Genomic DNA, 25,988 nt, shown 5'->3' on the forward strand with positions numbered 1-25,988 from the left:
TGCCGGCGATGAGGTTTAGGCCGCTTTGTCCCGCTGAGCGACGAGTGCTGCCGCGCGGCTGCGGGCTTCCTCGTCGGCGGCAAAGACAGCATCCATGCTTTCGGCGCTGCCGGTCGCGATCATCTCGTCCATGACGGCCTCGGCGATATCGGCCATTTCGAGGAAGCCGATGCGGCCGTCGACGAAGGCATGAAAGGCAATCTCTTCGGCTGCGTTCATGATGGCGCCCTGCAGGCCGCCGCGCTCCAGTGCGGTGCGGGCAAGGCGCAGTGCCGGGAAGCGAACCTCATCCGGCGCCTCGAAATCCAACCGCGCTAGCTTGGCGAAATCCAGCCGGTCGACGCTGAGCCTGGTGCGGGCGGGGTAGGTCAGCGCATAGCCGATCGCCGTGCGCATGTCGGGACAGCCGAGCTGCGCCAGCACCGAGCCATCCGTATAGCCGACCATGGAATGAATAACGGATTGCGGATGCACCACGACTTCGATCTGGTCCGGGCGGACATTGAAGAGATGCTTCGCTTCGATCATCTCCAGTGCCTTGTTGAACATCGAGGCGCTGCCGATAGAGATCTTGAAGCCCATCGACCAGTTGGGATGAGCACGCGCGGTCGCGGGCGTGACATTGGCCATCTGCTCGCGCGTCCAGGTGCGGAAGGGGCCGCCGGATGCGGTGATGATGATGCGCTCCACCGCATGCTGCTGGTCGTCTTCCAGCGCCTGGAAGATGGCGCTGTGTTCGCTGTCGACCGGGATCAGCCGTCCCCCGCCTTCGGCAACGGCGCGCACGAAGAGATCGCCGGCGGAGACGAGACATTCCTTGTTGGCCAGCGCAATATCGGCGCCACGGCGTGCGGCCGCCAGCGTCGGCGCCAGGCCGGCGGTGCCGACGATTGCCGCCATCGCCCAATCCGAGGGCATGGAGGCGGCTTCTATCAGCGCATTCTTGCCCGCGCCAACGGCAATACCGGTGCCGGCAAGCGCGTCCTTCAGATCCTGATAGCGCTCTTCCCTGGCAGTGACGGCGAAGGCGGCGCCGCAGGCCTTGGCCTGCTCGGCCAACAGCTCGATATTGTCATGCCCGGTGATGGCGGCGATATCGAAGGCGTCGCGTCCGCCAAGCTGGGCGATGACGTCGAGCGTATTCTGGCCGATGGAGCCGGTCGAACCCAATATCGTCAGGCGACGACGCGCCGTGCTGCCGGTGTTCATTCAGGTATCCGCATTTGCTGCTGTTCCCCATGGCTCTACAGGGGAATGCGTGGAGCGGCAAGTCTGCAGCCATGCAACGGTTCTGTCGCCGGTGCACGCAAAAGGTGAAATTACTGATTTAGTAATATTTTTCCAGGTTCCGTTGAACCAAATGCAAAGTGCTGCGTTTTCTGACCACTCGAATGCGGAGGGTCACGAATGGTTTTCAAGGCAGCAACGTTTCATGGCATGGAGCTCTATCTGGAAAACGAACAGGCCAGACGCTCGGCCCTGGAATCTGCCGTTGCCAATGCGCTTGCCGTTGCCGGCGGAATCGATGCGTCCGATGTCACCGTGACGGCCGCGGGCCAGGAAATCCGCCTGGATGGCTCGGTCGCGACATATCAGGAGGTGAAGCGGGCAACCGCGGTTGCGGAATCCATTCCCGGCGTGCGGCTGGTCAGAAACAGGATCGCTGTCGGATGACCTCGAGGCGTAAGTGCCATACCGATTTGCCGTGCATTCCATTGTTCAAGGGAAAGCGCATGAGAAAGATCATCGTGGCCGTCTTCGTGACGGGCATCCTCGCCGCCACCGGTGCATCCGCACAAGATCATCCCACAACATTCCGTGACATCGCCAAGGATCCGGTCGCGAGCGCGGCCTTCAAGGCTATGGCGAAAGGCCACAGGCTGCCGGACTGGATCAACGGAAAGACGGTCGAGTCTCCTGGCAACGAACTCATGTTCGGGGGAGACAAGGTTTATGTCATGAGCGCCTGCAAGCAGCATGATTGCGGCGACGAGCAGATCGCGGTTCTGTACGACCCAGACAAGAAGATCATGTACGGTGTGCTTCGGGTCGCCGACCAGAAAACTGTATCCGAAAAACTGACCTGGATGAACATCGGTCCGGGCAATGAAGCGATCGATGGTCGGACTATCCTCTATGCAGCGCTGACCGGCAGTCTGGGGAACCATCCGGATGCGTTTGATTACAAATGAGTCGGCAGATCGAAGAACAGCTTCGATATGGCTGGGGAATCCGATGCGTCGGCGCCTATGTGGTGAAATACGCCGCCCGCTTTCTCGATAACCCGCTTCGATGCAAGGTTATCCTCGTTGCAAATGATGCTTATCCTGGTGAAGCCGGCCTGATCTGCGACCGGCAGCAGAAGCCGCAGGGCTTGCGTCGCATATCCCCGCCCCTGTTTCCAGGGAACAACGGAGTAACCCACATGACCCGGCACATGTAAGGGCAATTGTATCGTTCCGGGCAAATAACGAAATGTGATGTAGCCGCAAAAGGCTCCGTCCCAGATCCAGAATGATTGGATTGTTAGATATTGGGGCTCATGGTTCGATACAGACGTGGCGATGACTTCGCTGGCTGTAAGCCGCGTCAGGAAAGCCTGTCTGTTTTGTCTCAGTGATTTTAGTTCCGTTTCGATGAATGACTTGTCTTGCTGGCGCCGGGGATCGGGCGACCATCCGCGCATGAGCGCATGTTCGAAATCCCGTAAGTTGGGCAGGTTTGGCTCAACGAGGGTCAAAGCATTCGCACGCGCTAAAGTCTGATATTCTTCCAATCTCAATCACGCGGTCATCATTCAGGCTGGAAAATGGTGATCTCGACGCGATTCGAACGCGTGACCCTCAGATTAGGAATCTGATGCTCTATCCTGCTGAGCTACGAGACCACTCGGCATGATCCATACAAAAGCAAAGGCTGGAAGCCAAGCCCTTTTACGTCCTCGGGACAATTCGCTTTGTGGTGCCGTGCGCCCTCGTGAGGCGCACGGGGAATGGTGACGAAGCCTCAGGCGTTGAGGCGCTGTTCGGCAAGCCGCACCCAGTAGGAAATGCCGTGGGCGATGGCTTCGTCGTTGAAGTCGTAGGCCGGGTTGTGCAGGCCGGCGCTGTCGCCGTTGCCGACGAAGATGAAGGCGCCGGGGCGGGCGAGCAGCATGTAGGAGAAATCCTCGCCGCCCATCATCGGATCGATATTCGGGATGACATTGCCCGTGCCGGCGATTTCCTCAGCCACCGCGATTGCGTGATCGGTCTCGTCGGCATGGTTAAAGGTGACGGGGTAGTTGCGCTGGAATTCGATCTCGACCTCCGCGCCGTGGCTCGTCGCGATGCCGGAGACGATCTGCTTGAAGCGCTGTTCGGCAAGATCGCGCATTTCCGGGTCGAGCGTGCGCACGGTGCCGGTGAAGCTCGCATCGTTCGCGATGACGTTATGGGCATTGCCGGCATTGAACGTCGTGACGGAGACAACAACCGATTTCAGCGGATTGGCGCTGCGCGAGGCGATGAGCTGCAGGTTGGAAACGATCTGCGCGCCGATGGCGATCGGATCGATCGTCTTGTGCGGCATGGCGGCATGGCCACCGACACCCTTGATCGACACCGTGAATTCATCGGTCGCGGCCATGATCGCGCCCTTGCGGATGGCGAAATGGCCGACGGGCAGGCCCGGCATGTTGTGCATGCCATAGACCTCGGCGATCTGGAAGCGCTCCATCATGCCGTCCTTGACCATGGCGTCGCCGCCGGCGCCGCCTTCTTCGGCTGGCTGGAAGATGACGGCGATGTTGCCGTTGAAATTGCGGTTCTCGGCGAGGTATTTCGCGGCACCGAGCAGCATGGCGGTGTGGCCGTCATGGCCGCAGGCATGCATCTTGCCCGGCGTTTCGGAAGCATAGGGCTTGCCGGTGATCTCGGTGAGCGGCAGGGCATCCATGTCGGCGCGGAGGCCGATCGTGCGTCCTTCGCCCTTGCCGCGGATCAGGCCGACGACGCCGGTGCGGCCGATGCCTGTCACCACCTCGTCGACGCCGAAAGAGCGCAGTTTCTCGGCGACGAAAGCGGCCGTATTTTCCACCGCATAAAGAAGTTCCGGATGCGCATGGATATGGCGGCGCCACTCGGTCACTTCGCCCTGGAGTTCTGCGGCTCTGTTCAAGATCGGCATGCTGATTTTCCTACTGATCAATATCGATTCTGGTTCAACGCACGAATCCGTGACACAGCCCTGGCCGGTTTCTTGCGGCCTTTGCGGCGTGCCGCTGGGAAATAAAGTCGTCAATCGCCTTTGCCTTCTCCTAGCCATATAGGTTAAATAGACGAAGCTTTCGAGAAAATTCCGGACTTCTGAAGGATAGATCGTGCCGACGAAGCAGAATCGTTTGTATGCCGCCCTGCGGCTCGTTCCTATGGTCGCAGCAGCATCCATGCTTTTCCTGTCGACCGCTGAGACGGCCGGAGCCAATCCGCATATTCTCGTCGATGTCAGCACCGGCCGCGTTCTCGACCAGCAGGAGGCGTTTCGCCGCTGGTATCCCGCCTCGCTCACCAAGCTGATGACGACTTACGTCACCTTCCGGGCGATCCAGTCCGGCCAGATTAGGCTCGATACGCCCGTCGTCATGTCGAAGCTTGCAGCGGCGCAGCCGCCGGCGAAGATGTATTTCAAGCCCGGCCAGAAGATGACGCTCGACAACGCGCTGAAGATGATGCTGGTCAAATCGGCAAACGATCTCGCCATGGCCGTTGCCGAAACCGTCGGCGGCTCGCAGCAGGGCTTCGTGGCGCGGATGAATGCGGAAGCCACCCGGCTTGGCATGCGCGACTCGCATTTCATCAATCCGAACGGCCTGCCCGGCAAGGGGCAGTATACGACGGCGCGCGATCTCGCCATCCTGAGCGTGGCGTTGCGCCGCGAATTTCCGCAATATGCCGGCTATTTCTCGCTCGAAGGCTTCACCAACGGCGTCAAGCAGGTGCCGAACATCAACATGCTCATCGGCCGCTTCGACGGCGCCGACGGCATGAAGACCGGCTTCATCTGCGCGGCCGGCTTCAACCAGATCGCATCAGCGACCCGCAACGGCCGCACGCTGATCTCGGTCGTTCTCGGCACGGACAGCTTGGCGGCGCGCGCCGACGATTCCGCCAATCTGCTGGAAAAGGGCTTCCAGAACCAGCTGTCGACCCGCGACACGCTGGCGACCCTCAAACCCGACGCGCCGCTTGCGGCTGATGTCGCCGATGTCACCGCCGACATCTGCAGCACCAAGGGCGCGCAGGCGCGCAGCGAAACCCGCGATCCCTTTGGCCGCACCAAGGTACAGTCGCCCTATATCCATGAAATGGATCATGAGCCCAATTTCGTCTATGCCGGCCTGATCGGCGGCCAGGACATCGCGACGGCCGCCAAGGGCGACAAGGACGATGTGACGGCCAGAGGCGACAAGGCGACCAAGGACAACAAGATCGCGATCTCCGGTAGCGGGGCCAATGTCCCGATCCCCATGCCGCGTCCCACTTTCTAGAGCGATTCAGCTTTTCACGGAATCGCTGAACCGCTCTGTCTCTTTGTTTTCACGCAATTCCGGACGGAAAACCGCTACGCACTTTTCCTGGAATTGCCCTAGTATCGGATATTAGCCATGAGCGTTTCGCAGCAAAGAGTGCCGGTTGCCATCCTGACCGGCTTCCTCGGTGCGGGTAAATCGACCCTGCTCAACCGCATCCTCAAGGACGAGGCCATGCGCGATGCGGCGGTCATCATCAACGAGTTCGGCGATGTCGGCATCGACCATCTGCTGGTGGAAAGCTCCGGTGACGCCATCATCGAGCTGTCCGATGGCTGCTTGTGCTGCACGGTGCGCGGCGAGCTGGTGGATACGCTGGCAAACCTCATGGACGCCATGCAGACGGGGCGCATCCGACCGCTGAAGCGCGTCGTCATCGAAACGACCGGCCTTGCCGATCCCGCCCCCGTCATGCAATCGATCATGGGCAATCCGATCATCGCGACCAATTTCGATCTCGATGGCGTCATCACCGTCGTCGATGCGGTCAACGGGCTGCAGACGCTCGACAATCACGAAGAGGCGCGCAAGCAGGTGGCGGTCGCCGACCGGCTGATCGTTTCCAAGACCGGGATTGCCGGCGCCGTGCCGGAAGGGCAGCTGGAGAGCCGTCTTCGGGCACTCAATCCGCGTGCGCAGATCGTGAATGCCGATAGCGATGAAGCCGGCCGCGCAAGCATTCTCGTCAACGGCCTCTATGATCCGGCGTCCAAGATCGCCGATGTCGGCCGTTGGCTGCAGGATGAGCTGGAAGCGGACGACGATCATCACCATCACCATGATGACCACGATCATCACGACCACGATCATCACGACCATGATCATGGCGACCATGGTCATCATCATCACCATCATGGGCACCACCATGGCCACCGGCATCAGCACGCTCATGATGTCACGCGTCATGACGGTTCGATCCGGTCTTTCTCGATCGTCGAGACCCAGCCTATCAATCCGATGGCGCTCGAAATGTTCATCGATCTCCTTCGTTCGGCGCATGGCGAAAAGCTCTTGCGCATGAAGGCAATCGTTGCCGTGTCCGACCGGCCGGAGCGTCCCGTCGTGCTGCATGGCGTGCAGAACATCTTTCATGCTCCGGTGCGCTTGCCGGCCTGGCCCGATCCCGAAGACCGGCGCACGCGCATGGTGATCATTACGAAGGATCTGCCCGAAGACTTCGTGAAGGGCCTGTTCGACGCCTTCCTCAGCAAGCCGCGCGTCGATACGCCGGACAGGGCGGCGCTGCAGGACAATCCGCTCGCCGTGCCGGGGATGAAGTTTTAGCTTTATGATATCCGGCAACCCGCCTCGCCCTTCGACAGGCTCAGGGTGAGGCTGATCTTGGCCGCACTGTCGCCCATGATCGGAGAGAAGGCGGCGCGATAAGGGAAACCCGCGGTTGCCCCATTCTCATGGTGAGGCGGGAGCGCAGCGACCCTTGAACCACGAGGATGGCCCCGGCTGTGCAAATGGTCAGCCCTTGCGGATCACAAATCGATGGCCGCTATCCGTCTTCTCGCTCACGAGAAGCGCATGACCGTTTTCATTGCAGAGATGGGGAATGTCGATGACAGCGAGCGGGTCCGTGGTTTCTACGGTCAATGTCGCGCCGCTTGCCATGCCGCGCAGGCGCTTTTCCGTCTTGATCGCCGGATAGGGGCATTTCAGGCCACGCAGATCGTAGATCTCGGTATCCGGACTATTCACTCTTGGCCCAGAACTTCCAGAAGGGCGGCTTCTTGGCCTCGGTCTGCGCGGTCTCGACGGTCGGTGCAGGCGCGTAGGCCAGCGCATCGAGGCCGGGATTCATCGGGTTCGCCGTCGGGATCGGTACGTTTGCCGGAACATTGGCCGCAACGACCGGGCCGGCCGCAGGCTGCTGCGCAGGCGCTATCGGGGCACCCGTCGCAGGGCTTGCCGTGGCCACGCGGATGCTTGCGGTTGCCGGATTGGCCGTAGGGCTGAGGACAGTGCCGCCGCGCGCGACCTGCTGCCCCGACTGGTTGGACATCATCGATTCGAGGTCGGCAACCTTCATCATCTTGCCGGCAGCAAGGGCGGTGCCTGTGGGCGCATAGGCGATATCGTGGCCTTTGCGCTGCTTGGCGACGACGGCCTTGCGCTCGGCTTCGGTCGGATCGTACCAGGCCATACCGTCGAATTTCTTCGAGGCCGTGGCGTAGTCCGCCTGATACTGCTTGTCATAGGTCGCGAGCGCCATCTGCAGGGCAGGCGGCGTGGTCATGACGGGGCATTTGCCGCCGGCGTTGAACGGGCCGCTGGCCTGTTGGTTGAAGACGTATTTCTTCTCGCAGACCTCGACATCAGGCGGGCGCTTGGTGACTTCGAAATTGTCGTAGCCAACCTTCAGCATCTTCCAGAATTCGATATTGGGGCTCAGCCGGTGCTTCCACATGTTTTCCGCCGTCATGCGGAAAGGGAAGGCTTCGAGCTGAACTGCCTTCTGGCCGCCCTTGAAGGCGTCGCGCGCGAAAGCGTAGATTTCCAGCACCTGCTGATCGGTCATCGAATAGCAGCCGGACGACGAGCAGGCACCATGGATCATCAGATCGGCGCCGGTGCGGCCGTTGGCGGCATCATAGCGGTTCGGGAAACCGGTATTGATGGCAAGGTAATATTTCGAATTCGGGTTCAGGTTGGCCGGCGTCAGCATGTAGAAGCCTTCCGGCGCCTGCCGGTCACCTTCCTTCACCTTCGGGCCGAGACGGCCGGACCAGGCGCAGATCTTGTAATCCGCGATGACTTCGAAACGATTGCTCTGGTTCGCCTTCAGGATCTCCATCACGCCTTCTTCCTTGAAGATGCGGATCATGATCGGCGAGTTGCGGTCCATGCCCTTCTTGGTCATGTCGGCAAGGATATGGCTCGGAAGCGGCTGCTCGACCTTGTTCTTGACCGTCGACAGGTCGACCGACGCCGTATCCAGCGCGTCGTTGCAGCCGGCGAGGGCCAGCGCCATCAGGGAAACATAGGCAAGGTGACGGATGCGCATTCTGACTTAGCCCATAAATGCGAAGAGTGGCAGCTCGATCTGTTTCGCCACTCCCCTCGAAGCATGAAACGGAATCATAGACGGCTTATACTTGAAAATTCCTTACCAGCCTATGACGTGCCCGCGGCGCGCCGGCAAGCTTTTCTTTGCCATAACTGCTTCGATAACGGAAATGTGGCCAAGGTTTGGCCTCATTCCCGCTTTCAGCGATCACTTTTTCCGAATGCTGCTTAGAGATTGCGACCGATGTTGAGGAATTTCTGGCGGCGGTCACTGCGCAATTGTTCGCCCGAACGGCTGGAAAGTTCTGCAAGTGCGTTCGCAATCGTTTCGCCGGCCGAGCTTATCACCGCGTTCGGATCGCGATGCGCGCCGCCGACAGGCTCGGAGATGATGCCGTCGATCACCCCGAGGCTCTTCAGATCATCGGCCGTTATCTTCATGTTGGTTGCGGCTTCCTTGGCGCGCGTTGAATCGCGCCATAGGATCGAGGCCGCACCTTCGGGCGAAATCACGCTGTAGATCGAATGTTCGAGCATGTAGACGCGGTTGCCGACGGCAATGGCGATGGCGCCGCCGGAGCCGCCTTCGCCGATGACGATGGAGATGATCGGCACTTTCACGCCGAGACACATCTCGGTCGAGCGGGCGATCGCTTCGGCCTGGCCACGCTCTTCGGCGCCGACACCCGGATAGGCGCCGGCGGTGTCGACCAGCGTGATAACCGGGAGCTGAAAACGGTCGGCCATTTCAAGGATGCGGATCGCCTTGCGGTAACCTTCCGGCCGGGCACTGCCGAAATTATGCTTCAGGCGGCTCTTGGTGTCGTTGCCTTTCTCCTGGCCGATGAGCGCGACCGGCTGGCCACGGAAGCGGGCAAAGCCTGCCTGGATGGCGGCATCCTCGGAGAATTGGCGATCGCCGGCCAGCGGCGTGAATTCCGTAAACAGCGTACTGGCATAGTCGACGAAATGCGGACGCTGCGGGTGGCGGGCGACCTGCGTCTTCTGCCAGGCGTTGAGCTTGGAATAGATGTCGGCCATCGCCTCGCGGACGCGGATTTCAAGCCGCCCGACTTCCTCGGACGTGTCGATGCTTTCGTCTTCGCTCGCCAGTTTCTTGAGCTCGTGAATCTTGCCTTCGAGATCCGAGATGGGTTTTTCGAAGTCCAGATAATTGTGCATGAGGTGCGTTTCCGATCCTTTTGCCCGTGACGAGAGATGGCGGCTTCAGCCTGTATGCCGGTCCTAATCCTGTTTTTTTGCCTGTTTGGCAAGGGGGTGATGCGTTTGGACCAGCTGATGAAGGCGTTCTTCCAGCACATGTGTGTAGATTTGCGTCGTCGAAATGTCCGAATGGCCGAGAAGTTCCTGCACGACGCGCAGGTCCGCGCCATTGGCGAGAAGATGGCTCGCGAAGGCATGGCGCATCACGTGCGGCGAGATCATCGACGGCGTCAGGCCCGCCCGGATGGCAAGGTCCTTGAGATCGCGCGCAAAAACCTGACGCGGCAGGTAGCCTTGCCTGGACGCAGCGGGGAAAAGCCATGGGCTTTCGGGGTCAGGGTTCTTGGCGCTCGCGGCAATCTCGGCCTGCAGCCGTCCATAGGTTTTCAGCGCCGAAATGGCCGACTGCGACAGCGGCACCAGCCGCTCCTTGTTGCCTTTGCCGCGGATCATCAGGAAGCGGCCTTCCTGATCCAGCACCTTCACCGGCAAAGAGATGAGCTCGCTCACGCGCATGCCGGTGGCGTAGAGCATCTCCAGGAGCACCAGCATGCGCAGGCGCTGCAGCCGGTCCGGTCCGTCGGCCGCGGCTTCCTCCTCCGCCTGGGTCAGAAGCCTCGTCACTTCATCGACGCCCATCGTCTTTGGAAGGGCGCGGCCTTTCTTGGGCGCATCGAGGATCCCTGTCGGGTCGTCCGTGCGGAGACCTTCAGCATAGAGGAACTTATAGAATTGCCGCATGGCGGAGAGCCGGCGTGCCTGGGAGGATGGTTTGAAGCCCTGGCTCGACAGGCTGGCAAGATAGGCGCCCAGATCGCTGGAGCCGGCTTCCGTCAGGCGGACGCCCTGCCCGGAGAGGAATGAATGGAGATCGTCGAGATCGCGCTCGTAGGATTGCAGCGTGTTGATGGCAGCACCGCGCTCGGCGCTCATCATCTCCAGAAAGGCTTCCAGATGTACTCGCCCCAGATCCCTCTTGCCCGCTCGTATATTCTCGGCCTGCGCGCTCATGGTTTCAGCGAGCCTGTCGTCGGCGGGTTGAGGCGTTCGGGGGCAATGCGGATCGTCACATCGCGTGGCTCAGGATCGACGAAGAGCACCAGAGCCCACATCGCTCCATAGATCGATCCGGCGATGACCGCGCAGATGACAAGGAAGCGAAACAGGGTCGGCATTCGAAAACTCTCCTTCGCCGTTCATTGGCGCGGCGATGCGCAATAATTATGTCCTTCAAGGGTTAGCTGAAGGATATTGCAGACATGTTTACGACAGCGGCGTCTTGACGCTACCGGTGCATTTGACGATACCGTTTCCAAAGAAATTGTGAATGGGCCGATGAGTGAACAAGTCCTGACCCTTGCCGAAAGTCTTAAAGACAGGGCGCGCGCTGCGCTGGGTCAACGCAATCTCGTGTTCGTGGGATTGATGGGAGCGGGAAAATCCTCGATCGGCCGGCCCGTTGCGCAGCAGCTCGGCCTTCCATTCGTCGATACGGATATCGAAATCGAGCGTGTGTCGCGCATGACGATCGCCGAACTGTTTGCTGCCTATGGCGAGCAGGAATTTCGGGCGCTGGAAACGCGTGTCATCAAGCGGCTCCTCAAGGGCGGCCCGCGTGTCGTCTCGACCGGCGGCGGCGCGTTCATCAACGAAAGCACGCGGCTGCATGTCAAGCGTGGCAGCCTTTCCGTCTGGCTGAAGGCCGATCTCGACGTGCTATGGGAGCGGGTGAACAAGCGTGACACGCGTCCTCTGCTCAAGACCGAAAATCCGAAACAGACCCTCGAAAACCTGATGAATGCGCGCTATCCGATCTATGCGGAAGCCGATATCACGGTTCTCTCCCGCGATGTGAATAAGGATATCATGGTCAGGGAAGTCCTTGCCGCCATCGCCGAGGGAAAGAAAGCAGAAAGCAAAATACCATGAATGCGATCACACCGGCTTCCGCTGAGCGTCTCGTGCGCGTGCCTCTCGGTGAGCGTGCCTATGACATCCTGATCGGTCCCGGCCTGATAGCCCGTGCGGGCCAAGAGATCGCAGCGCGGCTGAAGGGCCGCAAGGCCGCCATCATCACCGATGAAAACGTCGCGCCGCTCTATCTTAATGCATTGGTTGCCAGCCTCGAAGCGGCCGGCATCCAGGCGTCCAGCCTCGTTCTGCCCGCCGGCGAAAAGACAAAAAGCTTCGAGCATCTGATCACCGTTTGCGACGCGGTGCTGACGGCGCGAGTCGAGCGCAACGATGCGGTGATCGCGCTTGGTGGCGGCGTCATCGGCGATCTCTCCGGCTTCGCCGCCGGCATCGTGCGCCGCGGCGTTCGTTTCGTACAGATTCCGACCTCGCTGCTTGCGCAGGTGGATTCGTCTGTCGGCGGCAAGACGGGCATCAACACCCATCACGGCAAGAACCTGGTCGGCGTCTTCCATCAGCCGGATCTTGTGCTGGCCGATACCGACGTGCTGAATACGCTGAGCGAGCGGGAATTCCGTGCAGGCTATGCCGAAGTCGCCAAATACGGCCTGATCGACAAGCCGGATTTCTTTGCCTGGCTCGAGGCGAACTGGAAGGATGTCTTTTCCGGTGGTGTTGCTCGCATCGAGGCGATCGCGGCGAGCTGTCAGGCAAAGTCCGATGTCGTCGTCGCCGACGAGCGTGAAAACGGCCCTCGCGCCCTGCTCAATCTTGGCCACACCTTCGGCCACGCGCTGGAAGCCGCCACCGCCTATGACAGCCGCCGGCTGGTGCATGGCGAGGGCGTTGCGATCGGCATGGTGCTGGCGCACGAAATTTCCGCGCGCCTCAATCTGGCAAGTCCGGATGATGCCAAACGCGTCGAGGCACATCTGAAGGCCGTCGGCCTGCCGACCCGCATGGGCGATATCCCGGGAGAGCTGCCGCCGGCCGAAACACTGATGGATGCGATCGCGCAGGACAAGAAGGTCAAGAGCGGCAAGCTCACCTTCATCCTCACGCATGGCGTCGGCCAGTCCTTCGTTGCGGACGACGTGCCGTCTTCCGAAGTCTTAAGTTTCCTGAAGGAAAAGCACCCCTGATGACCGTCGAGGGCACGCTGGCAGTCCTGCTTGAATACTGGCCCGAGATCATCTCGATCATCGTGCTCGTATTGGTGTCGGCGTTCTTTTCCGGTTCGGAGACGGCACTTACCGCGGTGTCCCGCACCCGCATCCATACGCTTGAAGCCAATGGCGATGAGCAGGCTGGCATCGTGCGGCGCCTGATCGAGCGGCGTGACCGGCTGATCGGCGCTCTCCTCATCGGCAACAATCTCGCAAACATCCTGGCCTCTTCGTTGGCGACCAGCGTCTTCCTCGGGCTGTTCGGCAATTCCGGCGTGGCGCTGGCGACGGCTGCCATGACCGTCATTCTCGTCATCTTCGCCGAAGTGCTGCCGAAGAGCTGGGCGATTTCGACGCCGGATCGCTTCGCGCTCAACGTGGCCGGCGCGGTGCGGTTGTTCGTTGCCTTCGTCGGCCCGATTTCGAGTTTCGTCAATGCCATCGTCCGCTGGATCCTCGGTCTGTTCGGTATCAACCTCTCCAGGGAGGTGTCGATGCTGTCGGCGCATGAGGAGCTGCGCGGCGCCGTCGACCTGCTTCACCGCGAGGGTTCCGTGGTCAAGGCCGATCGCGACCGCCTGGGCGGCGTGCTCGATCTCGGTGAACTCGAGCTTTCCGATATCATGGTGCACCGCACGGCGATGCGCGCCATCAATGCCGACGATCCGCCCGAAGTGGTGGTGCGCGCCATTCTCGACAGCCCCTATACGCGCATGCCGCTCTGGCGCGGCACGATCGACAACATCATCGGCGTCGTCCACGCCAAGGACCTGCTGAGGGCGCTGGCGGAGCGCAATGTCGAGCCGGAAAATCTCGACATCGTCAAGATTGCGCAAAAGCCCTGGTTCGTGCCTGATAGCACCAATCTCGAAGATCAGCTCAACGCCTTCCTGCGTCGCAAGCAGCATTTCGCCGTCGTTGTCGACGAATATGGCGAGGTGCAGGGCATCGTCACCCTGGAAGATATTCTGGAGGAAATCGTCGGTGATATCGCCGATGAGCACGATCTCGATATCCAGGGCGTGCGGCAGGAAGCCGACGGCTCGATCGTCGTCGACGGCGTGGTGCCGATTCGCGACCTGAACCGCGCGCTCGACTGGGATCTGCCGGACGAAGAGGCAACCACGATTGCCGGCCTCGTCATCCACGAATCGATGACCATTCCCGAAGAGCGTCAGGCCTTCACCTTCTACGGCAAGCGCTTCATCGTCATGAAGCGGGAAAAGAACCGTATCACCAAGCTGCGCATCCGCCCCGCCGAGACGGAAGAGGCAAAGCCGGAGTAATTCCGGCATCAAGGTGAAATTGGCTTTGAAAGACGCAGAACGCTTCGGTGTTAAGCTGTACATATGCAGCCCTGCATGATCTGTATATTTATAGATATGCGGATTGTTGTTATTTGTATATTTATAGCTATACAAAATATGTAAAGATGTATATCAATAAGTAGGCAAATGGCTGCCTTTGGTGAACCAATGAGCATTAAGAAAGTTGTGCTGAAGCAGTATGTTCGGCTTGTCGACAAGGCCGAAACCCAGCTCTTGAGCGGTGTACCGCCAGAGGGCTGGATCGCCACGGTCAGAAAGGCCTTGGGGATGTCCGTTCAGCAGCTGGCCGATCGATTGGCGGTAAGCCGCAATGCTATCTATCAAGCGGAACGGAACGAGCGTTCAACGGCTATTTCCATCGGGCAAATGGAAAAGCTTGCGGAAGCGATGGGCGGGCGTTTCGTTTATGGCATCGTGCTGAAAGGCTCTGTCGAAGAGATGATCATGGATCAAGCGCGGCGGAAGGCGCAATCACTGCTTCGCCGGACCAATGCTCATATGGCGCTGGAGAAGCAGGCTCTGCCGTCCGATCTACTCGAGGAAGAGATCGAGAGTTTGGCCAGAGAGCTCGCCGAAAAGAGGCCATCGGATCTCTGGGTGGTTTAGTGATGTTTCAGGAGCCGGAGGGAGCGACTCCACTCGACGCCGATGACATCGAGGGGCTGAAATTCAGACATATTACCACGCGTCTTCAACTCGATGAGCTTGAGAGTGCCAACATTGCAGCCGGCCTTCGTTGGGTCGAGAGGCGTCGAATAGGTGATATCTTGACGGCCGAGTTTGTGAGAACACTGCACAAGAGGCTATTTGGCGATGTCTGGATATGGGCGGGGACTTATCGCCTGACCGAGAAAAACATCGGCATCGATCCTCTCCAGATCTCCGTCCAAATTCGGATGCTCTTAGATGATGCTCGCTATTGGGCCGAACACGCGGTCTTTCCACCCAAGGAAGCCGCAGCGCGCTTTCATCATAGGATGGTGCAGATCCATCCGTTTCCAAATGGAAATGGTCGTCACGCTCGCATAGCAGCCGATATTTTTCTTGGGGACTACTTCAGGCACCCGCCGATTGAGTGGGCGAGCGGCGTGGATATACAAGCCGATAACGAGCGGCGGAATGCCTACATCCTTGCTCTTCGGGCTGCGGATGCTGGCAACATGGCGCTGCTTTTCAATTTCGTCGGAGCATGATGCACAGCCGGAGGTCGGTCTGGCTGAGTTATGCGCTGTGCCAGCCTACCAGCGCACTGCCTCTCCCGGAGCGGCGGGCTCTACCGCCAGCGCATGCAGTCCGGCATCCAGTTCCGGCTTCAAGAGTTCGTTGATCGCCCTGTGGCGCGCAAGGCGCGGCATGCCGGAAAACTTGGCGGAAACGATGCGAACTCTTATATGAGTTTCGCCGGTTCCGGTCATGTCGGGCTGATGGCCCGCATGCAGGTGGCTTTCGTTGATGACGGCAAGGCGCTCGGGCGCGAAGGCGTCGGTAAGCTTCCGCTCAATGCGGGATTGCAGTGTGGTTTCCATATTCCCGCGTCGACCTCGCTCATGAAAAAAGGCTCCCACAAAGCCTATAACATTCCTGTTTGTCAATTCTTGTTGTGGGGTAGCCAAGGCCCCATAATTAGGACGCCATGAGACTTGATTCAAAATATTTCGATCGTATCCGCACCCGCCGCAAGCGCGCGCAGGAGCCCGAACAGGGCCCGCCGACATGCCAGTGGGACGGCTGCGACAAGCACGGTACGCATCGCGCCCCGGTGGGGCGCAATGCGGAAGGGCAGTTCTTTTTGTTCTGCTTCGAGCACGTGAAGGAATACAACAAGGGCTACAATTATTTCTCCGGCCTCTCGGACGGCGAGATCGCGCGCTACCAGAAGGAAGCCATCACCGGCCATCGTCCGACCTGGACCGTTGGTGTCAACAAGGCGGCCAAGAACAGCCCTCTGCAATCGGATATCCGCTCCGGCGCCTATAGCCGCGTCCGCGACCCCTTCGGCTTCGTCAAGGAAGGCGAGGGGCAGGGTCGCGGCCCGCGTTTTCCGCAGCAGCGCAAGCTGAAGACGCTGGAAGCGAAAGCCTTCGATACGATGGGTCTTGGCGCCAATGCCTCAGCCCCGGATATCAAGCGCCGTTACAAGGAATTGGTGAAAATGCACCATCCCGATGCCAATGGCGGCGACCGCGGATCGGAGGAGCGTTTTCGCGCGGTCATTCAGGCCTATCAATTATTGAAGCAGAACGGTTTTTGTTAATTCCCGTCCTTGCTCTCCGCCTTCAATCAGGTATGGTCCAAATCGGCTGAAGCTGCGGGCAACCGCGGCAGGGTGCGCATTTGGCTGGCGGCACCTCGGTCAACTTTCCGGACGCGGCGTTTCTTGTCCGGGGACTCTGTTCAAGGATGCTCGCAAGCGATCATATAATCGCGCCGAGATTTTGCTTTAGTCCCGGAGAAGTATCGCCGCTGTTCCGACCGAACGGATGCGGGCAAAAAAGCTGCGGCGTTTCGGACAACACGGCTGAGATTGATATGGCAGGGTGAGAGCCACCCGCCCTGGAGACATGATGAGCAAGATTGACCTTGATATTTCCGAAGTTCCCGACACCACAGTTTCGGTCCGCGAAGTCTTCGGCATCGATTCCGACATCCGCGTTCCGGCCTACAGCCAGGGCGGCGCCTATGTGCCCGATCTGGACACGGACTACCTTTTTGACCGCGAGACCACGCTCGCCATTCTCGCCGGCTTCGCTCATAACCGCCGCGTGATGATCTCGGGCTATCACGGCACCGGCAAGTCCTCCCACATCGAGCAGGTCGCCGCGCGCCTCAACTGGCCGTGCGTGCGTATCAACCTCGACAGCCATGTCAGCCGTATCGATCTCGTCGGCAAGGACGCGATCGTCGTCAAGGACGGGCTGCAGGTCACCGAATTCAAGGACGGCATTCTGCCCTGGGCTTACCAGCACAATGTCGCGCTCGTCTTCGACGAATATGACGCCGGCCGCCCGGACGTGATGTTCGTCATCCAGCGTGTGCTGGAATCCTCGGGCCGCCTGACCCTGCTCGACCAGAGCCGTGTCATCCGTCCTCACCCGGCCTTCCGCCTGTTTGCGACTGCCAACACCATCGGCCTCGGCGACACGACCGGCCTCTATCACGGCACGCAGCAGATCAACCAGGCACAGATGGACCGTTGGTCGATCGTGACGACGCTGAACTACCTGCCGCACAACAACGAAGTCGATATCGTGCTGGCGAAGGTGAAGTCCTTCCGCACCGAGAAGGGCCGCGATACGGTTTCCAAGATGGTGCGTGTCGCCGACCTGACGCGCGCGGCCTTCATGAACGGTGACCTGTCGACCGTCATGAGCCCGCGTACCGTCATCACCTGGGCTGAGAATGCGGAAATTTTCGGCGATGTCGCCTTTGCCTTCCGCGTTACCTTCCTCAACAAGTGTGACGAGTTGGAGCGGCCGCTGGTCGCCGAGCACTATCAGCGCGCCTTCGGCGTCGAGCTGAAGGAAAGTGCAGCCAATATCGTGCTCGAAGCCTAAGGAAAAGCCGACACATCATGTCAGGTCGCGGAGATAATTCCAAAGCGAAGCCGGGTGCTCCGGTGGACATGGAGCCGTTGCGCCGGGCGATCACAGGCTGTGTCCGCTCGATCGCCGGCGATGCCGAGGTCGAGGTGGCCTTCGCCAACGAACGCCCGGGAATGACCGGCGAGCGTATTCGCTTGCCGGAGCTTTCGAAGCGGCCGACAGCCCATGAGCTGGCGGTAACGCGCGGCCTCGGTGATTCGATGGCCCTGCGGCTCGCCTGTCACGACGCCCGCGTGCATGCCGTCATGGCGCCGCAGGGCGCCGACGCTCGCAGCATTTTCGATGCCGTCGAACAGGCCCGCGTCGAATCGATCGGCTCGCTGCGCATGAGCGGTGTTGCCGCCAACATCAACTCGATGAATACCGAGAAATACGCCAAGGCGAATTTCTCCGGCATCGAGCGCCAGGAGGACGCGCCGATCGGCGAAGCCATGGCGATGATCGTGCGCGAGAAGCTGACCGGCCAGAAGCCGCCGGAAAGCGCCGGCAAGGTGCTCGATCTCTGGCGCCCCTTCATCGAGGAAAAGACCGGCGGCCAACTCGACAACCTGCTGTCGGCCATCAACGATCAGCAGAGCTTCGCGCGAGTCGTCCGCAATATGCTGTCGGCCATGGAAATGGCCGAGGAATATGGCGACGAGCAATCCGAGCCCGACAGCGAGGAGCAGGCGAGCGAAGAGGACAAGCCGAACGGCGAGGACCAGGATAACGACGACGTCAAGGAAGACGAGGGCTCCGATGCCGCGCCGGCTGAGGACAGCGAAGCTTCCGACGAGCAGATGGAAGACGGCGCGACCGAAGACGGCGGCGAGATCTCCGACGACGACATGAGCGAAGAGGGTGAGGAAGACTCGGAAACGCCGGGCGAGACCCGCCGTCCGAACACGCCTTTCGCCGATTTCAACGAGAAGGTCGACTACCACGTCTATACGGAGGAGTTCGACGAGACCACGACGGCGCAGGAGCTGTGCGATGTGGCCGAACTCGAACGCCTGCGCGCTTTCCTCGACAAGCAGCTTGCGCATCTGCAGGGCGCCGTTGGCCGGCTCGCCAACCGTCTGCAGCGTCGTCTGATGGCGCAGCAGAACCGCTCGTGGGATTTCGATCTGGAAGAGGGCTATCTCGACCCGGCGCGTCTGCCGCGCCTGATCATCGATCCGACGCAGGCGCTGTCCTTCAAGATGGAGCGCGACACGCAGTTCCGTGACACGGTCGTGACGCTGCTGATCGACAATTCCGGCTCGATGCGCGGACGGCCGATCACGGTTGCCGCCTCCTGCGCCGATATCTTGGCACGGACGCTGGAGCGTTGCGGCGTCAAGGTCGAAATCCTTGGTTTCACCACCAAGGCCTGGAAGGGCGGGCAGGCGCGTGAGAAGTGGCTTGCCGGCGGCAAGCCGCAGACGCCAGGCCGCCTGAACGATCTGCGCCACATCATCTACAAGTCGGCGGACGAGCCTTACCGTCGCTCGCGCGCCAATCTCGGGCTGATGATGCGCGAAGGCCTGCTCAAGGAAAACATCGACGGCGAGGCGCTGATCTGGGCGCACAACCGCCTACTTGGACGCCGTGAACAGCGCCGCATCCTGATGATGATCTCGGACGGTGCGCCGGTCGACGATTCGACGCTGTCGGTCAATCCGGGCAATTATCTTGAGCGGCACCTGCGCGCCGTCATCGATCAGATCGAGACGCGTTCGCCTGTCGAACTGCTGGCGATCGGTATCGGCCATGACGTGACGCGCTACTATCGCCGCGCTGTCACCATCGTCGATGCCGATGAACTGGCTGGAGCCATGACGGAACAGCTTGCCTCGCTGTTCGAAGATCAGACGAGCATGCCGCGCTCGCGCATGCGCCGCGCCAGCTGAGCCCGCTCGGGTCTCCCTTGGCATCGGCCTTACGGCCGGTGCCCTTTCCCGCCGGCGGTACTGCCCCTTCAGGCCGCTGCGCATGCAGGGCATGGGCTGCTTTGATAGCAGCCGTTTTGGCAATGTTGCTTGCCGGCTGCAGCTCCGGCGATGATGGGGAGGAAGGCGGTCCGGCAAATATCCGCGCTACCGTTATTTCCACATTCAAGCCAGGTTCGAATGAAACGCGGTTCGGTTCGCTGGAATTCGTCGGTGGCCTTGAACTCAGTTCGGAAAATGTTCTTCTCGGCGCCATCTCCGCAATTCGCTTCCGTTCCGACCAACAGCATTTTATTTCGGTACTGGATACCGGTCATTGGCTGACGGGAGCGATCGAGCGCGACGACAAGGGCCGGCTGAAGGGTATCAGCGACGCCCGTATCTTGCCGATGATCGATCGTCACGGCGGCACCGATCCCGGCAGGGGCGGTATGGATGCGGAGGGGCTGGCGCTGCGGGGCGATCATGTCCTTGTCAGCTACGAACAACAACATCGCGTCGATGCCTATCCCGACCCGGGTTTCGAGATTTCTCCGCCTGACGGCAGCTTGCCTCTCCCGATCCCGAGATTACAGTTGCGCGCCAATCGCAGTCTCGAGGCGCTGATGATCGCGCCGCAGTCGAGCCCGCTTGCCGGCGGGGCTGTCATCGTTACGGAAGACAGCCGGGATGATGAGGGCAATATGCTTGCCGCCATTCTGGATGGGCCGCTGAGTGGGCACTTCACCGTTCGGCATCATGGCGACTTCAGTGTTAGCGATGGCGTCTTTCTGCCCGATGGCGACCTGTTGCTGCTAGAGCGGCGCTTCGGATTGATGCATGGCCTTGGCGTGCGCATCCGCCGTGTTGCTGGCGCTGATATCAAGCCGGGCGCCGTTGTAGATGGCAATGTGATCTTCGAAGCCAGCACGCGAGAACAGATCGACAATATGGAGGGCATCGATGTTTTCCGCGCTGCCGATGGCTCGCTGCACCTCATCCTGATCTCGGACGACAATCATTCGATCCTGCAACGCAGCCTGATGCTCGAATTTCGCCTGCGCGACGACAATCTCGTCAGCCAGAACTAGAAGCAAGGCCGGCCGATTTATTCGCTGCGCCGGCATTGAGCAAATGTCGGCCGTGGGCTAAGCGACGCCTTTGCTCCAACTATCGGATTCCTCGACATGTCTGCTCCCGACAAACCTATCGTGCTGGTGCATGGGCTCTTTGGCAGCCTGAGCAACCCCAAGATCCTGGCTGCCTTTGGCAATGCCGATGTTCATGCGCCCGACCTGATCGGCTATGGCTGCAATCGCGAGGCGGACGTCAGCAGCCTCTCCCTTCTCGATCAAGCGCGCCATATTGCGGGTTTCATATCTGGCCTCGATGCGGGCAAGGTGCATCTAGTCGGACATTCGGTTGGCGGTGCGGTTTCGGTGCTTGTTGCTAAGCATTTCCCCCAACTCGTCGGATCGCTGACGAGCGTCGAAGGCAATTTCACGTTGAAGGATGCGTTCTGGTCTGGCCAGATTGCCGTGAAACCAGATGAGGAGGTGGCGAGCATCATCTCCGGCTATGAGGCTGACCCCGATGCCTGGTTGGCTGGCGCCGGCGTAGAGATCAACGGATGGACATCATCGCTCGGCAGAAGTTGGCTCGCCAATCAGCCGCCGTCGACGATCAAGGCGCAAGCCAAGGCGGTGGTCGCGGCAACGGGAGAGACTGCTTATTTGGATGCCGTCCGCGGTATTCTGCAATCCGGTATTCCGGTCTATCTGATTGCCGGACGACGTTCTGCGGAAGGCTGGGATGTTCCCGACTGGGCGAATGCCCTCTGCACGGCGCGGATCAATATTGCCGAGACCGGCCATCTAATGATGGCGGAAAGCCCGGATGCCTTCGCATCCGCCGTCCTGACCTGCCTGTCTTATCGATGAAAAACGTTCTCGGCGCGAATCGGCAGCGATTCGCGCCGGGCATTCGATCATTCAAGCCGTGGGAGCCTGCGACATCGGCTTTAGCATGTTCATCAGCGCGCCGTAGGGGAGCAGCATGACGAGGCCGACAGTCACCTTGACCGAGAAATCGCCGATCGCCCAGGAAATCCAGCGCGGTGCCGAGGTCGAGAAGACGCCAAGAATCGGTGCCCATTCGATCGCGAAGGGATCGTTCGGACCGAAGAAGACGAAGAAGGGCGCGAAGGCGAAGGAGAAGAAGATCAGCGTGTCGAGCATCGAGCCGATCAGCGATCCGAACAGTGGCGCGCGCCACCAGGCCATGCGGCGCAGGCGGTTGAAGACCGAGATATCCAGCAGCTGGCCGGCGAGATAGGCGGAGCCGGAGGCGATCGCGATGCGCGGCTGTGCCGTATAGAAGGACAGTGCGACGCCGACGACGAAACCGGCAAACACCACCTTGCGCGCGGCCTTGGGGCCGAACTGGCGGTTGGTCAGATCGGTGATGAGGAAGGCGACCGGATAGGTGAAGGCACCCCAGGTAAGGATATCCGCAAGATTGATGCCGGCGAGCGTCGCTTGCAGCGGATACTGCACGAGGATGTTGGAAGCGACGACGACCAGCGTCATCAGCATTACGTAGATAAAGGTATGACGTAGCGTCAGCATTTTTTTATCCTGGGAGATGCCACCAGTTGACGGAAGCCGGACATGGAAAAAGGCTTGTCCGGAGATGATCCGTGCAAGCCTCTTAGCCGGTATGAAATCGCGAAGTGCTAGGGCTGCTTAGGCAGCAACGGCAGCTTCAGCGGACTTCTTGACGATCTGACGACGCAGCAGGCGAGCGCGCATGCTGAGTTCGTTTTCGCTTGCCTTGATGAGGAAAGCGTCGAGACCGCCACGATGTTCGACAGAGCGAAGCGCTGCAGCGGAAACGCGCAGACGATAGCGCTGGCCGAGAACGTCGGAGATCAGCGTGACCTGGCAGAGGTTCGGCAGGAACCGACGCTTGGTCTTGTTGTTGGCGTGGCTAACGTTGTTGCCCACGAGGACGGCCTTGCCGGTCAATTCGCACATGCGGGACATGGTACACCTACTTTTGTTTTTCTCGGCCATCGGATAGACGTCCCAGGCAAAACCCGGCGCGCAATCCAACAGGCCATAATTGGAAAGTTGCGGTTCTATAGTCAGAGAGGCTGGCCGCGTCAAGCCAAACCTTGTGTTTTCCCGCAATTCGGTCAAAAAGCTGCTGTTGTCTGACGCTCGAAGCAGGCAAGTATCGCATCTATATATCTTGCCTGATCCTCGTTGAAGGCCTTGATCATGGTTCAAATTCGGAAGTGGCTTATCATTTCAGCGATCGTTGCGTCGATGCCGTCGCTGGCACTGGCCGACGTGCTGCGGCATGAAACGCGCTATCGCGTTTCGCTGGCGGGCCTGCCGATTGCCCGGGCGGATTTCAAGACCGAAGTCAGCGGCAAGCAGTTCACCATCCGTGGCGATATCACCTCTGCGGGCCTTGCGGATCTCGTCACGTCGATCGACGCGAAGACCGATGTGACCGGCGTCGTCAACGACAGCAAGCTGCAGGCGACGCACTACACGCTCTTCTACAAGAGCGGCAAGAGAGAGCGCACCTATGATGTCGCCTATGCCAACGGCAATGTGACATCGAATACGATCACGCCCGAGCCGAAGCGCCCGGATACCTGGGTTCCTCTGACCGGGGAGGACCTGAAGGCGGTGCTCGATCCGATTTCAGGCATGATCTTCCCGATTACGCCCAGCCTCAATCTCTGCAACCAGACGCTGGCCGTTTTCGACGGCGAGATGCGCATGGATCTGAAGCTGTCGCCGAAGGGATCGCATCCGTTCTCCACTGATGGCTTCAAGGGCAAGACCATTGCCTGCGGCGTGCGCTTCACGCCAAAGAGCGGCTATAAGAGCACGCGCAAGGACTATGTCTACCTCGCCAAGAGCGACAATATGGAGATCTGGTTCGCCAAGGCCGATACGATGAATGTCTATGCCCCGGTCTACGTTCGGATACCCACGCAATACGGGACGGTGACGATCACGGCCGTAAAATACGGCAGCTAGACCGGCCTCTGCTTCACAGAAGCGCTTGACGATTCCCGTAGTTATTTCTACGCAATTTCCAGTGGAAAATTGCTGTGCATTCTTGATGGAATCGCTTTAGCGGGCTGGGGACGTCCGCGGCAAGGGGCTAGGGGCAGGGATGAAATTTCGCGCGACATTGACAGGTTTCTCGGCGATCGTGATGTGGTCGTTTCTGGCGCTTTTGACCGTGGCCTCGGGCAAAATGCCACCCTTTCAGCTGCTCGCCATCTGCTTTGCCATCGGCAGCATTCCCGGCATCGTCGTACTGTTGCTGCGGCCGGAGCGTTTGCAGCTTCTACGCCAGCCCGCCAAGGTTTGGATAACAGGCATCGCCGGCCTGTTCGGCTACCACTTTCTCTATTTCACGGCGCTGCGTCACGCGCCTGCGGTGGAGGCGGGCCTGATCGCCTATCTCTGGCCATTGCTGATCGTCGTCGGTTCGGCGCTGCTGCCCGGAGAGCGGCTACGCTGGTATCACATCGTCGGTGCGTTGATGGGGCTTGCGGGCACGATGCTGATCGTCGGCCGCAATGGCTTTCATTTCGAAGGCGCCTACGCCGTCGGCTATGGAGCGGCCTTTCTCTGCGCTTTCACCTGGTCCGGCTATTCGCTGATCACGCGCCGTTTCGAGGCCGTTTCCACCGATGTCGTCACGATATTTTGCCTCGCGACCTCGATCCTCTCCTTCTTCTGCCACATCGGCCTTGAGGAAACCGTCTGGCCGGAGAACCCGGCCCAGTGGATTGCCGTGTTTGGATTGGGTCTTTTTCCGGTCGGGGCGGCCTTCTATGCTTGGGATTATGGTGTCAAGAACGGCGATATCCAGATCCTCGGCGCGGCAAGCTATGCCGCGCCGCTGCTGTCGACGCTGATCCTGACGCTGTTCGGTTTTGCCGAGCCGAGTTGGGGCATCGCGCTCGCCTGCCTACTCGTGACCGGTGGGGCGGTACTGGCCGCTCATCGGATGATCCTGCACCGGGACGATGGCGTGCGGACGCAGGCGGAAGCGGCGGAGTAGCTCCGCCGCGGATCACTGCCGCTTATTTCTTGAAAACCTCTCCGAGGAATGCCACGAGCGACGGGCGCCAGACATCCATCTCATGCTGGAGGTCGGGATATTCATGGTATTCGTGCTTGATCTTCTTGGCGTCGAGCGTCGCCTTCAAGCCGGCTACATCCTTGCCGACGACCTGATCCTTACTGCCGACGGTCACCGTGAAGTTATGCAGAGCCTTGTTGATCTTTTCCGGCTCGTTCAGCACGGCATCGACTGTCTTGTTCGGAACGGTCGTCGTGCTGACGCCGCTGAAGGTCGCGACCCAGCCGAAGGTATCCAGATGCGAAAGGCCTGACACGAGGGCCTGATAGCCGCCCTGCGACAAGCCGGCAACGGCGCGGCCGCTAGCCTCGTTTCTCACCCGATAATGCTTCTTCATGTACGGGATAAGATCTTCCGTCAGCTCACGATCGGCCGCCTCGGCGTTCGCCGGATAGAAATTCGCGCGACGATCGGCGGCGGGGAAGTTTTCGGCGATCGCGTTCGGTACGTCGGTTTCCGTATCCGGGATGACGACGATCATCGGCTCAATCTTCTTTTCGGCAAGGAGATTGTCGAGGATCTGCGGCGCGCGGCCCTGGAGGACCCAGGACCCCACAGTATCGCCGAAGCCATGATAGAGGTAGAGCACGGGCAGCGGCTTGGAGGAATCGGTGTAGCCGGGCGGCGTGTAGACATACATCTGCCGTTCCGAATCGAGTGCCTTCGAATGCAGGGTCACCAGCCTCAGGTCGCCATGCGGCACGTTGCGGATATCAAGAATGCTGCCAGGCACCAGGATGAGGCTGGTATTGACCTGCCGTTGCGGCTTCGGCGCATTGGTGCCGGTGTCGACGCTGCGGAAGCCGTCGACGTTGAAGTAATATTCGTAGAGATTCGGCTTCAGCACCTCCGTCTTCGCGCTCCATGTGCCATCGTCGCTGTGTTGCATGGCGATGGGATCGCGCGAACCCAAGGTGACGGAAACCGCCTTTGCCGCAGGCGCATAGAGGCGAAAGGTGATCGAGCCATCCTTCTCGACCGAGGTCACGAAGTTTTTCAGCGGCTTTTCGGCCGGCGGCGAGGCCGGTGCATCAAGGGCAAAGACAGGAGCGCTCATGACACAGCCTGCCGCGACGAGCAAAGGAAACAACAAACGCACGAAA

28 protein-coding genes and 1 tRNA gene are annotated in these 25,988 nt (G+C 60.1%); 16 read left to right on the forward strand and 13 right to left on the reverse strand.

Annotated features, from left to right (window positions below; genetic code table 11):
• Positions 1-15: 15 nt before the first annotated feature.
• Positions 16-1,209 carry a 1-deoxy-D-xylulose-5-phosphate reductoisomerase gene (gene dxr / locus GA0061103_RS29130; protein ID WP_092717602.1) on the reverse strand — a complete coding sequence of 398 codons (1,194 nt, stop codon included), beginning with the start codon at positions 1,207-1,209 and terminating at the stop codon, positions 16-18.
• A gap of 198 nt (positions 1,210-1,407) precedes the next feature.
• Here dxr and GA0061103_RS29135 point away from each other — a divergent pair, with 198 nt between their 5' ends.
• A complete protein-coding gene (locus tag GA0061103_RS29135) occupies positions 1,408-1,674 on the forward strand; it encodes a BON domain-containing protein (protein WP_075853728.1) in 267 nt (88 codons plus the stop codon).
• Between the two features lie 59 nt (positions 1,675-1,733).
• Positions 1,734-2,192, forward strand: a complete 459-nt coding sequence (locus tag GA0061103_RS29140; protein WP_092717605.1) for an Ivy family c-type lysozyme inhibitor — start codon at positions 1,734-1,736, stop codon at positions 2,190-2,192.
• Here GA0061103_RS29140 and GA0061103_RS29145 read toward each other — a convergent pair.
• The 3 genes from GA0061103_RS29145 to GA0061103_RS29155 form a co-directional block, all read right to left on the reverse strand.
• Positions 2,183-2,776, reverse strand: coding sequence for a GNAT family N-acetyltransferase (locus GA0061103_RS29145; RefSeq protein WP_245304898.1), 594 nt, complete (start codon positions 2,774-2,776; stop codon positions 2,183-2,185). The two genes, GA0061103_RS29140 and GA0061103_RS29145, sit on opposite strands and share 10 nt — an antisense overlap.
• A 34-nt stretch (positions 2,777-2,810) precedes the next feature.
• Positions 2,811-2,887, reverse strand: a tRNA-Arg gene (locus tag GA0061103_RS29150).
• A gap of 119 nt (positions 2,888-3,006) precedes the next feature.
• Positions 3,007-4,167, reverse strand: a complete 1,161-nt coding sequence (locus GA0061103_RS29155) for a M20 aminoacylase family protein (RefSeq protein ID WP_092717608.1) — start codon at positions 4,165-4,167, stop codon at positions 3,007-3,009.
• Between the two features lie 193 nt (positions 4,168-4,360).
• On the opposite strand from GA0061103_RS29155, the gene GA0061103_RS29160 reads away from it, so the two are divergent.
• Together GA0061103_RS29160 and GA0061103_RS29165 are read left to right on the forward strand one after the other, a co-directional pair.
• Positions 4,361-5,527, forward strand: coding sequence for a D-alanyl-D-alanine carboxypeptidase family protein (locus tag GA0061103_RS29160; RefSeq protein WP_092717611.1), 1,167 nt, complete (start codon positions 4,361-4,363; stop codon positions 5,525-5,527).
• A gap of 117 nt (positions 5,528-5,644) precedes the next feature.
• Positions 5,645-6,853 (forward strand): CobW family GTP-binding protein, encoded by a 1,209-nt coding sequence (locus GA0061103_RS29165; protein ID WP_092717613.1) that lies wholly within the window; start codon positions 5,645-5,647, stop codon positions 6,851-6,853.
• 189 nt (positions 6,854-7,042) lie between these two features.
• Here GA0061103_RS29165 and GA0061103_RS29170 read toward each other — a convergent pair whose 3' ends face one another.
• From GA0061103_RS29170 to GA0061103_RS35165, 5 genes are all read right to left on the reverse strand, one after another.
• A complete protein-coding gene (locus GA0061103_RS29170) occupies positions 7,043-7,276 on the reverse strand; it encodes a sulfurtransferase TusA family protein (protein WP_092717625.1) in 234 nt (77 codons plus the stop codon).
• The gene (locus GA0061103_RS29175) at positions 7,269-8,582 is read right to left on the reverse strand and encodes a L,D-transpeptidase family protein (RefSeq protein WP_092717628.1); all 1,314 of its coding nucleotides are present in this window, start codon (positions 8,580-8,582) and stop codon (positions 7,269-7,271) included. The genes GA0061103_RS29170 and GA0061103_RS29175 overlap by 8 nt, the downstream gene beginning before the upstream one ends.
• Positions 8,583-8,812: 230 nt before the next feature.
• Complete coding sequence (locus GA0061103_RS29180) at positions 8,813-9,766, reverse strand: acetyl-CoA carboxylase carboxyltransferase subunit alpha (protein WP_092717631.1); 954 nt, start codon at positions 9,764-9,766, stop codon at positions 8,813-8,815.
• A 63-nt stretch (positions 9,767-9,829) separates the two neighbouring features.
• Positions 9,830-10,819, reverse strand: a complete 990-nt coding sequence (xerD, locus tag GA0061103_RS29185; protein WP_092717633.1) for a site-specific tyrosine recombinase XerD — start codon at positions 10,817-10,819, stop codon at positions 9,830-9,832.
• Positions 10,816-10,983, reverse strand: coding sequence for a hypothetical protein (locus GA0061103_RS35165; RefSeq protein ID WP_092717636.1), 168 nt, complete (start codon positions 10,981-10,983; stop codon positions 10,816-10,818). The genes xerD and GA0061103_RS35165 overlap by 4 nt, the downstream gene beginning before the upstream one ends.
• Positions 10,984-11,143: 160 nt before the next feature.
• On the opposite strand from GA0061103_RS35165, the gene GA0061103_RS29195 reads away from it, so the two are divergent.
• The 5 genes from GA0061103_RS29195 (at position 11,144) to GA0061103_RS29215 (ending at position 15,409) form a co-directional block, all read left to right on the forward strand.
• Positions 11,144-11,737, forward strand: coding sequence for a shikimate kinase (locus tag GA0061103_RS29195; protein ID WP_092717639.1), 594 nt, complete (start codon positions 11,144-11,146; stop codon positions 11,735-11,737).
• On the forward strand, positions 11,734-12,864 hold the full coding sequence (aroB, locus tag GA0061103_RS29200; protein WP_092717642.1) for a 3-dehydroquinate synthase: 1,131 nt from the start codon (positions 11,734-11,736) through the stop codon (positions 12,862-12,864). Before GA0061103_RS29195 ends, aroB begins: the two co-directional genes overlap by 4 nt.
• Positions 12,864-14,174 carry an HlyC/CorC family transporter gene (locus GA0061103_RS29205; protein WP_092717645.1) on the forward strand — a complete coding sequence of 437 codons (1,311 nt, stop codon included), beginning with the start codon at positions 12,864-12,866 and terminating at the stop codon, positions 14,172-14,174. The genes aroB and GA0061103_RS29205 overlap by 1 nt, the downstream gene beginning before the upstream one ends.
• A gap of 168 nt (positions 14,175-14,342) precedes the next feature.
• Positions 14,343-14,822: a mobile mystery protein A gene (locus GA0061103_RS29210; protein ID WP_208603578.1), complete on the forward strand. Its 480-nt coding sequence runs from the start codon at positions 14,343-14,345 to the stop codon at positions 14,820-14,822.
• Positions 14,823-14,824: 2 nt separating this feature from the next.
• On the forward strand, positions 14,825-15,409 hold the full coding sequence (locus GA0061103_RS29215) for a mobile mystery protein B (RefSeq protein WP_092717653.1): 585 nt from the start codon (positions 14,825-14,827) through the stop codon (positions 15,407-15,409).
• Positions 15,410-15,454: 45 nt separating this feature from the next.
• On the opposite strand, the gene GA0061103_RS29220 is transcribed toward GA0061103_RS29215, so the two are convergent.
• A complete protein-coding gene (locus tag GA0061103_RS29220; RefSeq protein ID WP_092717656.1) occupies positions 15,455-15,742 on the reverse strand; it encodes a BolA family protein in 288 nt (95 codons plus the stop codon).
• A gap of 107 nt (positions 15,743-15,849) precedes the next feature.
• On the opposite strand from GA0061103_RS29220, the gene GA0061103_RS29225 reads away from it, so the two are divergent.
• The 5 genes from GA0061103_RS29225 to GA0061103_RS29245 all read left to right on the forward strand — a co-directional run bounded on the left by GA0061103_RS29225 (position 15,850) and on the right by GA0061103_RS29245 (position 21,647).
• Positions 15,850-16,470, forward strand: a complete 621-nt coding sequence (locus tag GA0061103_RS29225; protein WP_092717659.1) for a J domain-containing protein — start codon at positions 15,850-15,852, stop codon at positions 16,468-16,470.
• 310 nt (positions 16,471-16,780) lie between these two features.
• Positions 16,781-17,770, forward strand: coding sequence for a cobaltochelatase subunit CobS (gene cobS / locus GA0061103_RS29230; RefSeq protein ID WP_092717663.1), 990 nt, complete (start codon positions 16,781-16,783; stop codon positions 17,768-17,770).
• Positions 17,771-17,787: 17 nt separating this feature from the next.
• Positions 17,788-19,689 (forward strand): cobaltochelatase subunit CobT, encoded by a 1,902-nt coding sequence (cobT, locus tag GA0061103_RS29235; protein ID WP_092717666.1) that lies wholly within the window; start codon positions 17,788-17,790, stop codon positions 19,687-19,689.
• Positions 19,690-19,811: 122 nt separating this feature from the next.
• Positions 19,812-20,798, forward strand: coding sequence for an esterase-like activity of phytase family protein (locus tag GA0061103_RS29240; protein ID WP_092717670.1), 987 nt, complete (start codon positions 19,812-19,814; stop codon positions 20,796-20,798).
• A gap of 96 nt (positions 20,799-20,894) precedes the next feature.
• Entirely contained in the window at positions 20,895-21,647 is a 753-nt protein-coding gene (locus GA0061103_RS29245) for an alpha/beta fold hydrolase (protein ID WP_092717674.1), read from the forward strand.
• A gap of 51 nt (positions 21,648-21,698) precedes the next feature.
• On the opposite strand, the gene GA0061103_RS29250 is transcribed toward GA0061103_RS29245, so the two are convergent.
• The gene (locus GA0061103_RS29250) at positions 21,699-22,334 is read right to left on the reverse strand and encodes a queuosine precursor transporter (protein WP_092717677.1); all 636 of its coding nucleotides are present in this window, start codon (positions 22,332-22,334) and stop codon (positions 21,699-21,701) included.
• A 117-nt stretch (positions 22,335-22,451) separates the two neighbouring features.
• Positions 22,452-22,751 (reverse strand): 50S ribosomal protein L28, encoded by a 300-nt coding sequence (gene rpmB / locus GA0061103_RS29255; protein ID WP_004107717.1) that lies wholly within the window; start codon positions 22,749-22,751, stop codon positions 22,452-22,454.
• 237 nt (positions 22,752-22,988) lie between these two features.
• Between rpmB and GA0061103_RS29260 the strand changes: the two genes are divergently transcribed.
• Positions 22,989-23,765, forward strand: coding sequence for a DUF3108 domain-containing protein (locus tag GA0061103_RS29260; RefSeq protein WP_092717680.1), 777 nt, complete (start codon positions 22,989-22,991; stop codon positions 23,763-23,765).
• A 139-nt stretch (positions 23,766-23,904) separates the two neighbouring features.
• Positions 23,905-24,804, forward strand: a complete 900-nt coding sequence (gene yddG / locus GA0061103_RS29265) for an aromatic amino acid exporter YddG (protein WP_092717683.1) — start codon at positions 23,905-23,907, stop codon at positions 24,802-24,804.
• 22 nt (positions 24,805-24,826) lie between these two features.
• Here the strand turns inward: yddG and GA0061103_RS29270 are convergent, their stop codons facing one another.
• On the reverse strand, positions 24,827-25,984 hold the full coding sequence (locus GA0061103_RS29270; protein ID WP_092717687.1) for an esterase: 1,158 nt from the start codon (positions 25,982-25,984) through the stop codon (positions 24,827-24,829).
• Positions 25,985-25,988 lie beyond the last annotated feature (4 nt).

This window comes from Martinezella multihospitum, from assembly GCF_900094585.1.
Classification (GTDB): domain Bacteria; phylum Pseudomonadota; class Alphaproteobacteria; order Rhizobiales; family Rhizobiaceae; genus Rhizobium; species Rhizobium multihospitium.

What these genes read in the sequence shown, in the direction of transcription:
- GA0061103_RS29240 (WP_092717670.1), top strand. Translation starts at nt 19,812, where the DNA reads ATGTTGCTTGCCGGCTGCAGCTCCGGCGATGATGGGGAGGAAGGCGGT.
- GA0061103_RS29165 (WP_092717613.1), top strand. Translation starts at nt 5,645, where the DNA reads ATGAGCGTTTCGCAGCAAAGAGTGCCGGTTGCCATCCTGACCGGCTTC.
- dxr (WP_092717602.1), bottom strand. Translation starts at nt 1,209, where the DNA reads ATGAACACCGGCAGCACGGCGCGTCGTCGCCTGACGATATTGGGTTCG.
- GA0061103_RS29225 (WP_092717659.1), top strand. Translation starts at nt 15,850, where the DNA reads ATGAGACTTGATTCAAAATATTTCGATCGTATCCGCACCCGCCGCAAG.
- GA0061103_RS29195 (WP_092717639.1), top strand. Translation starts at nt 11,144, where the DNA reads ATGAGTGAACAAGTCCTGACCCTTGCCGAAAGTCTTAAAGACAGGGCG.
- GA0061103_RS29210 (WP_208603578.1), top strand. Translation starts at nt 14,343, where the DNA reads ATGGCTGCCTTTGGTGAACCAATGAGCATTAAGAAAGTTGTGCTGAAG.
- GA0061103_RS29245 (WP_092717674.1), top strand. Translation starts at nt 20,895, where the DNA reads ATGTCTGCTCCCGACAAACCTATCGTGCTGGTGCATGGGCTCTTTGGC.
- GA0061103_RS29260 (WP_092717680.1), top strand. Translation starts at nt 22,989, where the DNA reads ATGGTTCAAATTCGGAAGTGGCTTATCATTTCAGCGATCGTTGCGTCG.
- GA0061103_RS29135 (WP_075853728.1), top strand. Translation starts at nt 1,408, where the DNA reads ATGGTTTTCAAGGCAGCAACGTTTCATGGCATGGAGCTCTATCTGGAA.
- GA0061103_RS29180 (WP_092717631.1), bottom strand. Translation starts at nt 9,766, where the DNA reads ATGCACAATTATCTGGACTTCGAAAAACCCATCTCGGATCTCGAAGGC.
- rpmB (WP_004107717.1), bottom strand. Translation starts at nt 22,751, where the DNA reads ATGTCCCGCATGTGCGAATTGACCGGCAAGGCCGTCCTCGTGGGCAAC.
- xerD (WP_092717633.1), bottom strand. Translation starts at nt 10,819, where the DNA reads ATGAGCGCGCAGGCCGAGAATATACGAGCGGGCAAGAGGGATCTGGGG.
- GA0061103_RS29140 (WP_092717605.1), top strand. Translation starts at nt 1,734, where the DNA reads ATGAGAAAGATCATCGTGGCCGTCTTCGTGACGGGCATCCTCGCCGCC.
- GA0061103_RS29155 (WP_092717608.1), bottom strand. Translation starts at nt 4,167, where the DNA reads ATGCCGATCTTGAACAGAGCCGCAGAACTCCAGGGCGAAGTGACCGAG.
- GA0061103_RS35165 (WP_092717636.1), bottom strand. Translation starts at nt 10,983, where the DNA reads ATGCCGACCCTGTTTCGCTTCCTTGTCATCTGCGCGGTCATCGCCGGA.
- GA0061103_RS29215 (WP_092717653.1), top strand. Translation starts at nt 14,825, where the DNA reads ATGTTTCAGGAGCCGGAGGGAGCGACTCCACTCGACGCCGATGACATC.
- GA0061103_RS29220 (WP_092717656.1), bottom strand. Translation starts at nt 15,742, where the DNA reads ATGGAAACCACACTGCAATCCCGCATTGAGCGGAAGCTTACCGACGCC.
- cobS (WP_092717663.1), top strand. Translation starts at nt 16,781, where the DNA reads ATGAGCAAGATTGACCTTGATATTTCCGAAGTTCCCGACACCACAGTT.
- GA0061103_RS29250 (WP_092717677.1), bottom strand. Translation starts at nt 22,334, where the DNA reads ATGCTGACGCTACGTCATACCTTTATCTACGTAATGCTGATGACGCTG.
- yddG (WP_092717683.1), top strand. Translation starts at nt 23,905, where the DNA reads ATGAAATTTCGCGCGACATTGACAGGTTTCTCGGCGATCGTGATGTGG.
- cobT (WP_092717666.1), top strand. Translation starts at nt 17,788, where the DNA reads ATGTCAGGTCGCGGAGATAATTCCAAAGCGAAGCCGGGTGCTCCGGTG.
- GA0061103_RS29205 (WP_092717645.1), top strand. Translation starts at nt 12,864, where the DNA reads ATGACCGTCGAGGGCACGCTGGCAGTCCTGCTTGAATACTGGCCCGAG.
- GA0061103_RS29175 (WP_092717628.1), bottom strand. Translation starts at nt 8,582, where the DNA reads ATGCGCATCCGTCACCTTGCCTATGTTTCCCTGATGGCGCTGGCCCTC.
- aroB (WP_092717642.1), top strand. Translation starts at nt 11,734, where the DNA reads ATGAATGCGATCACACCGGCTTCCGCTGAGCGTCTCGTGCGCGTGCCT.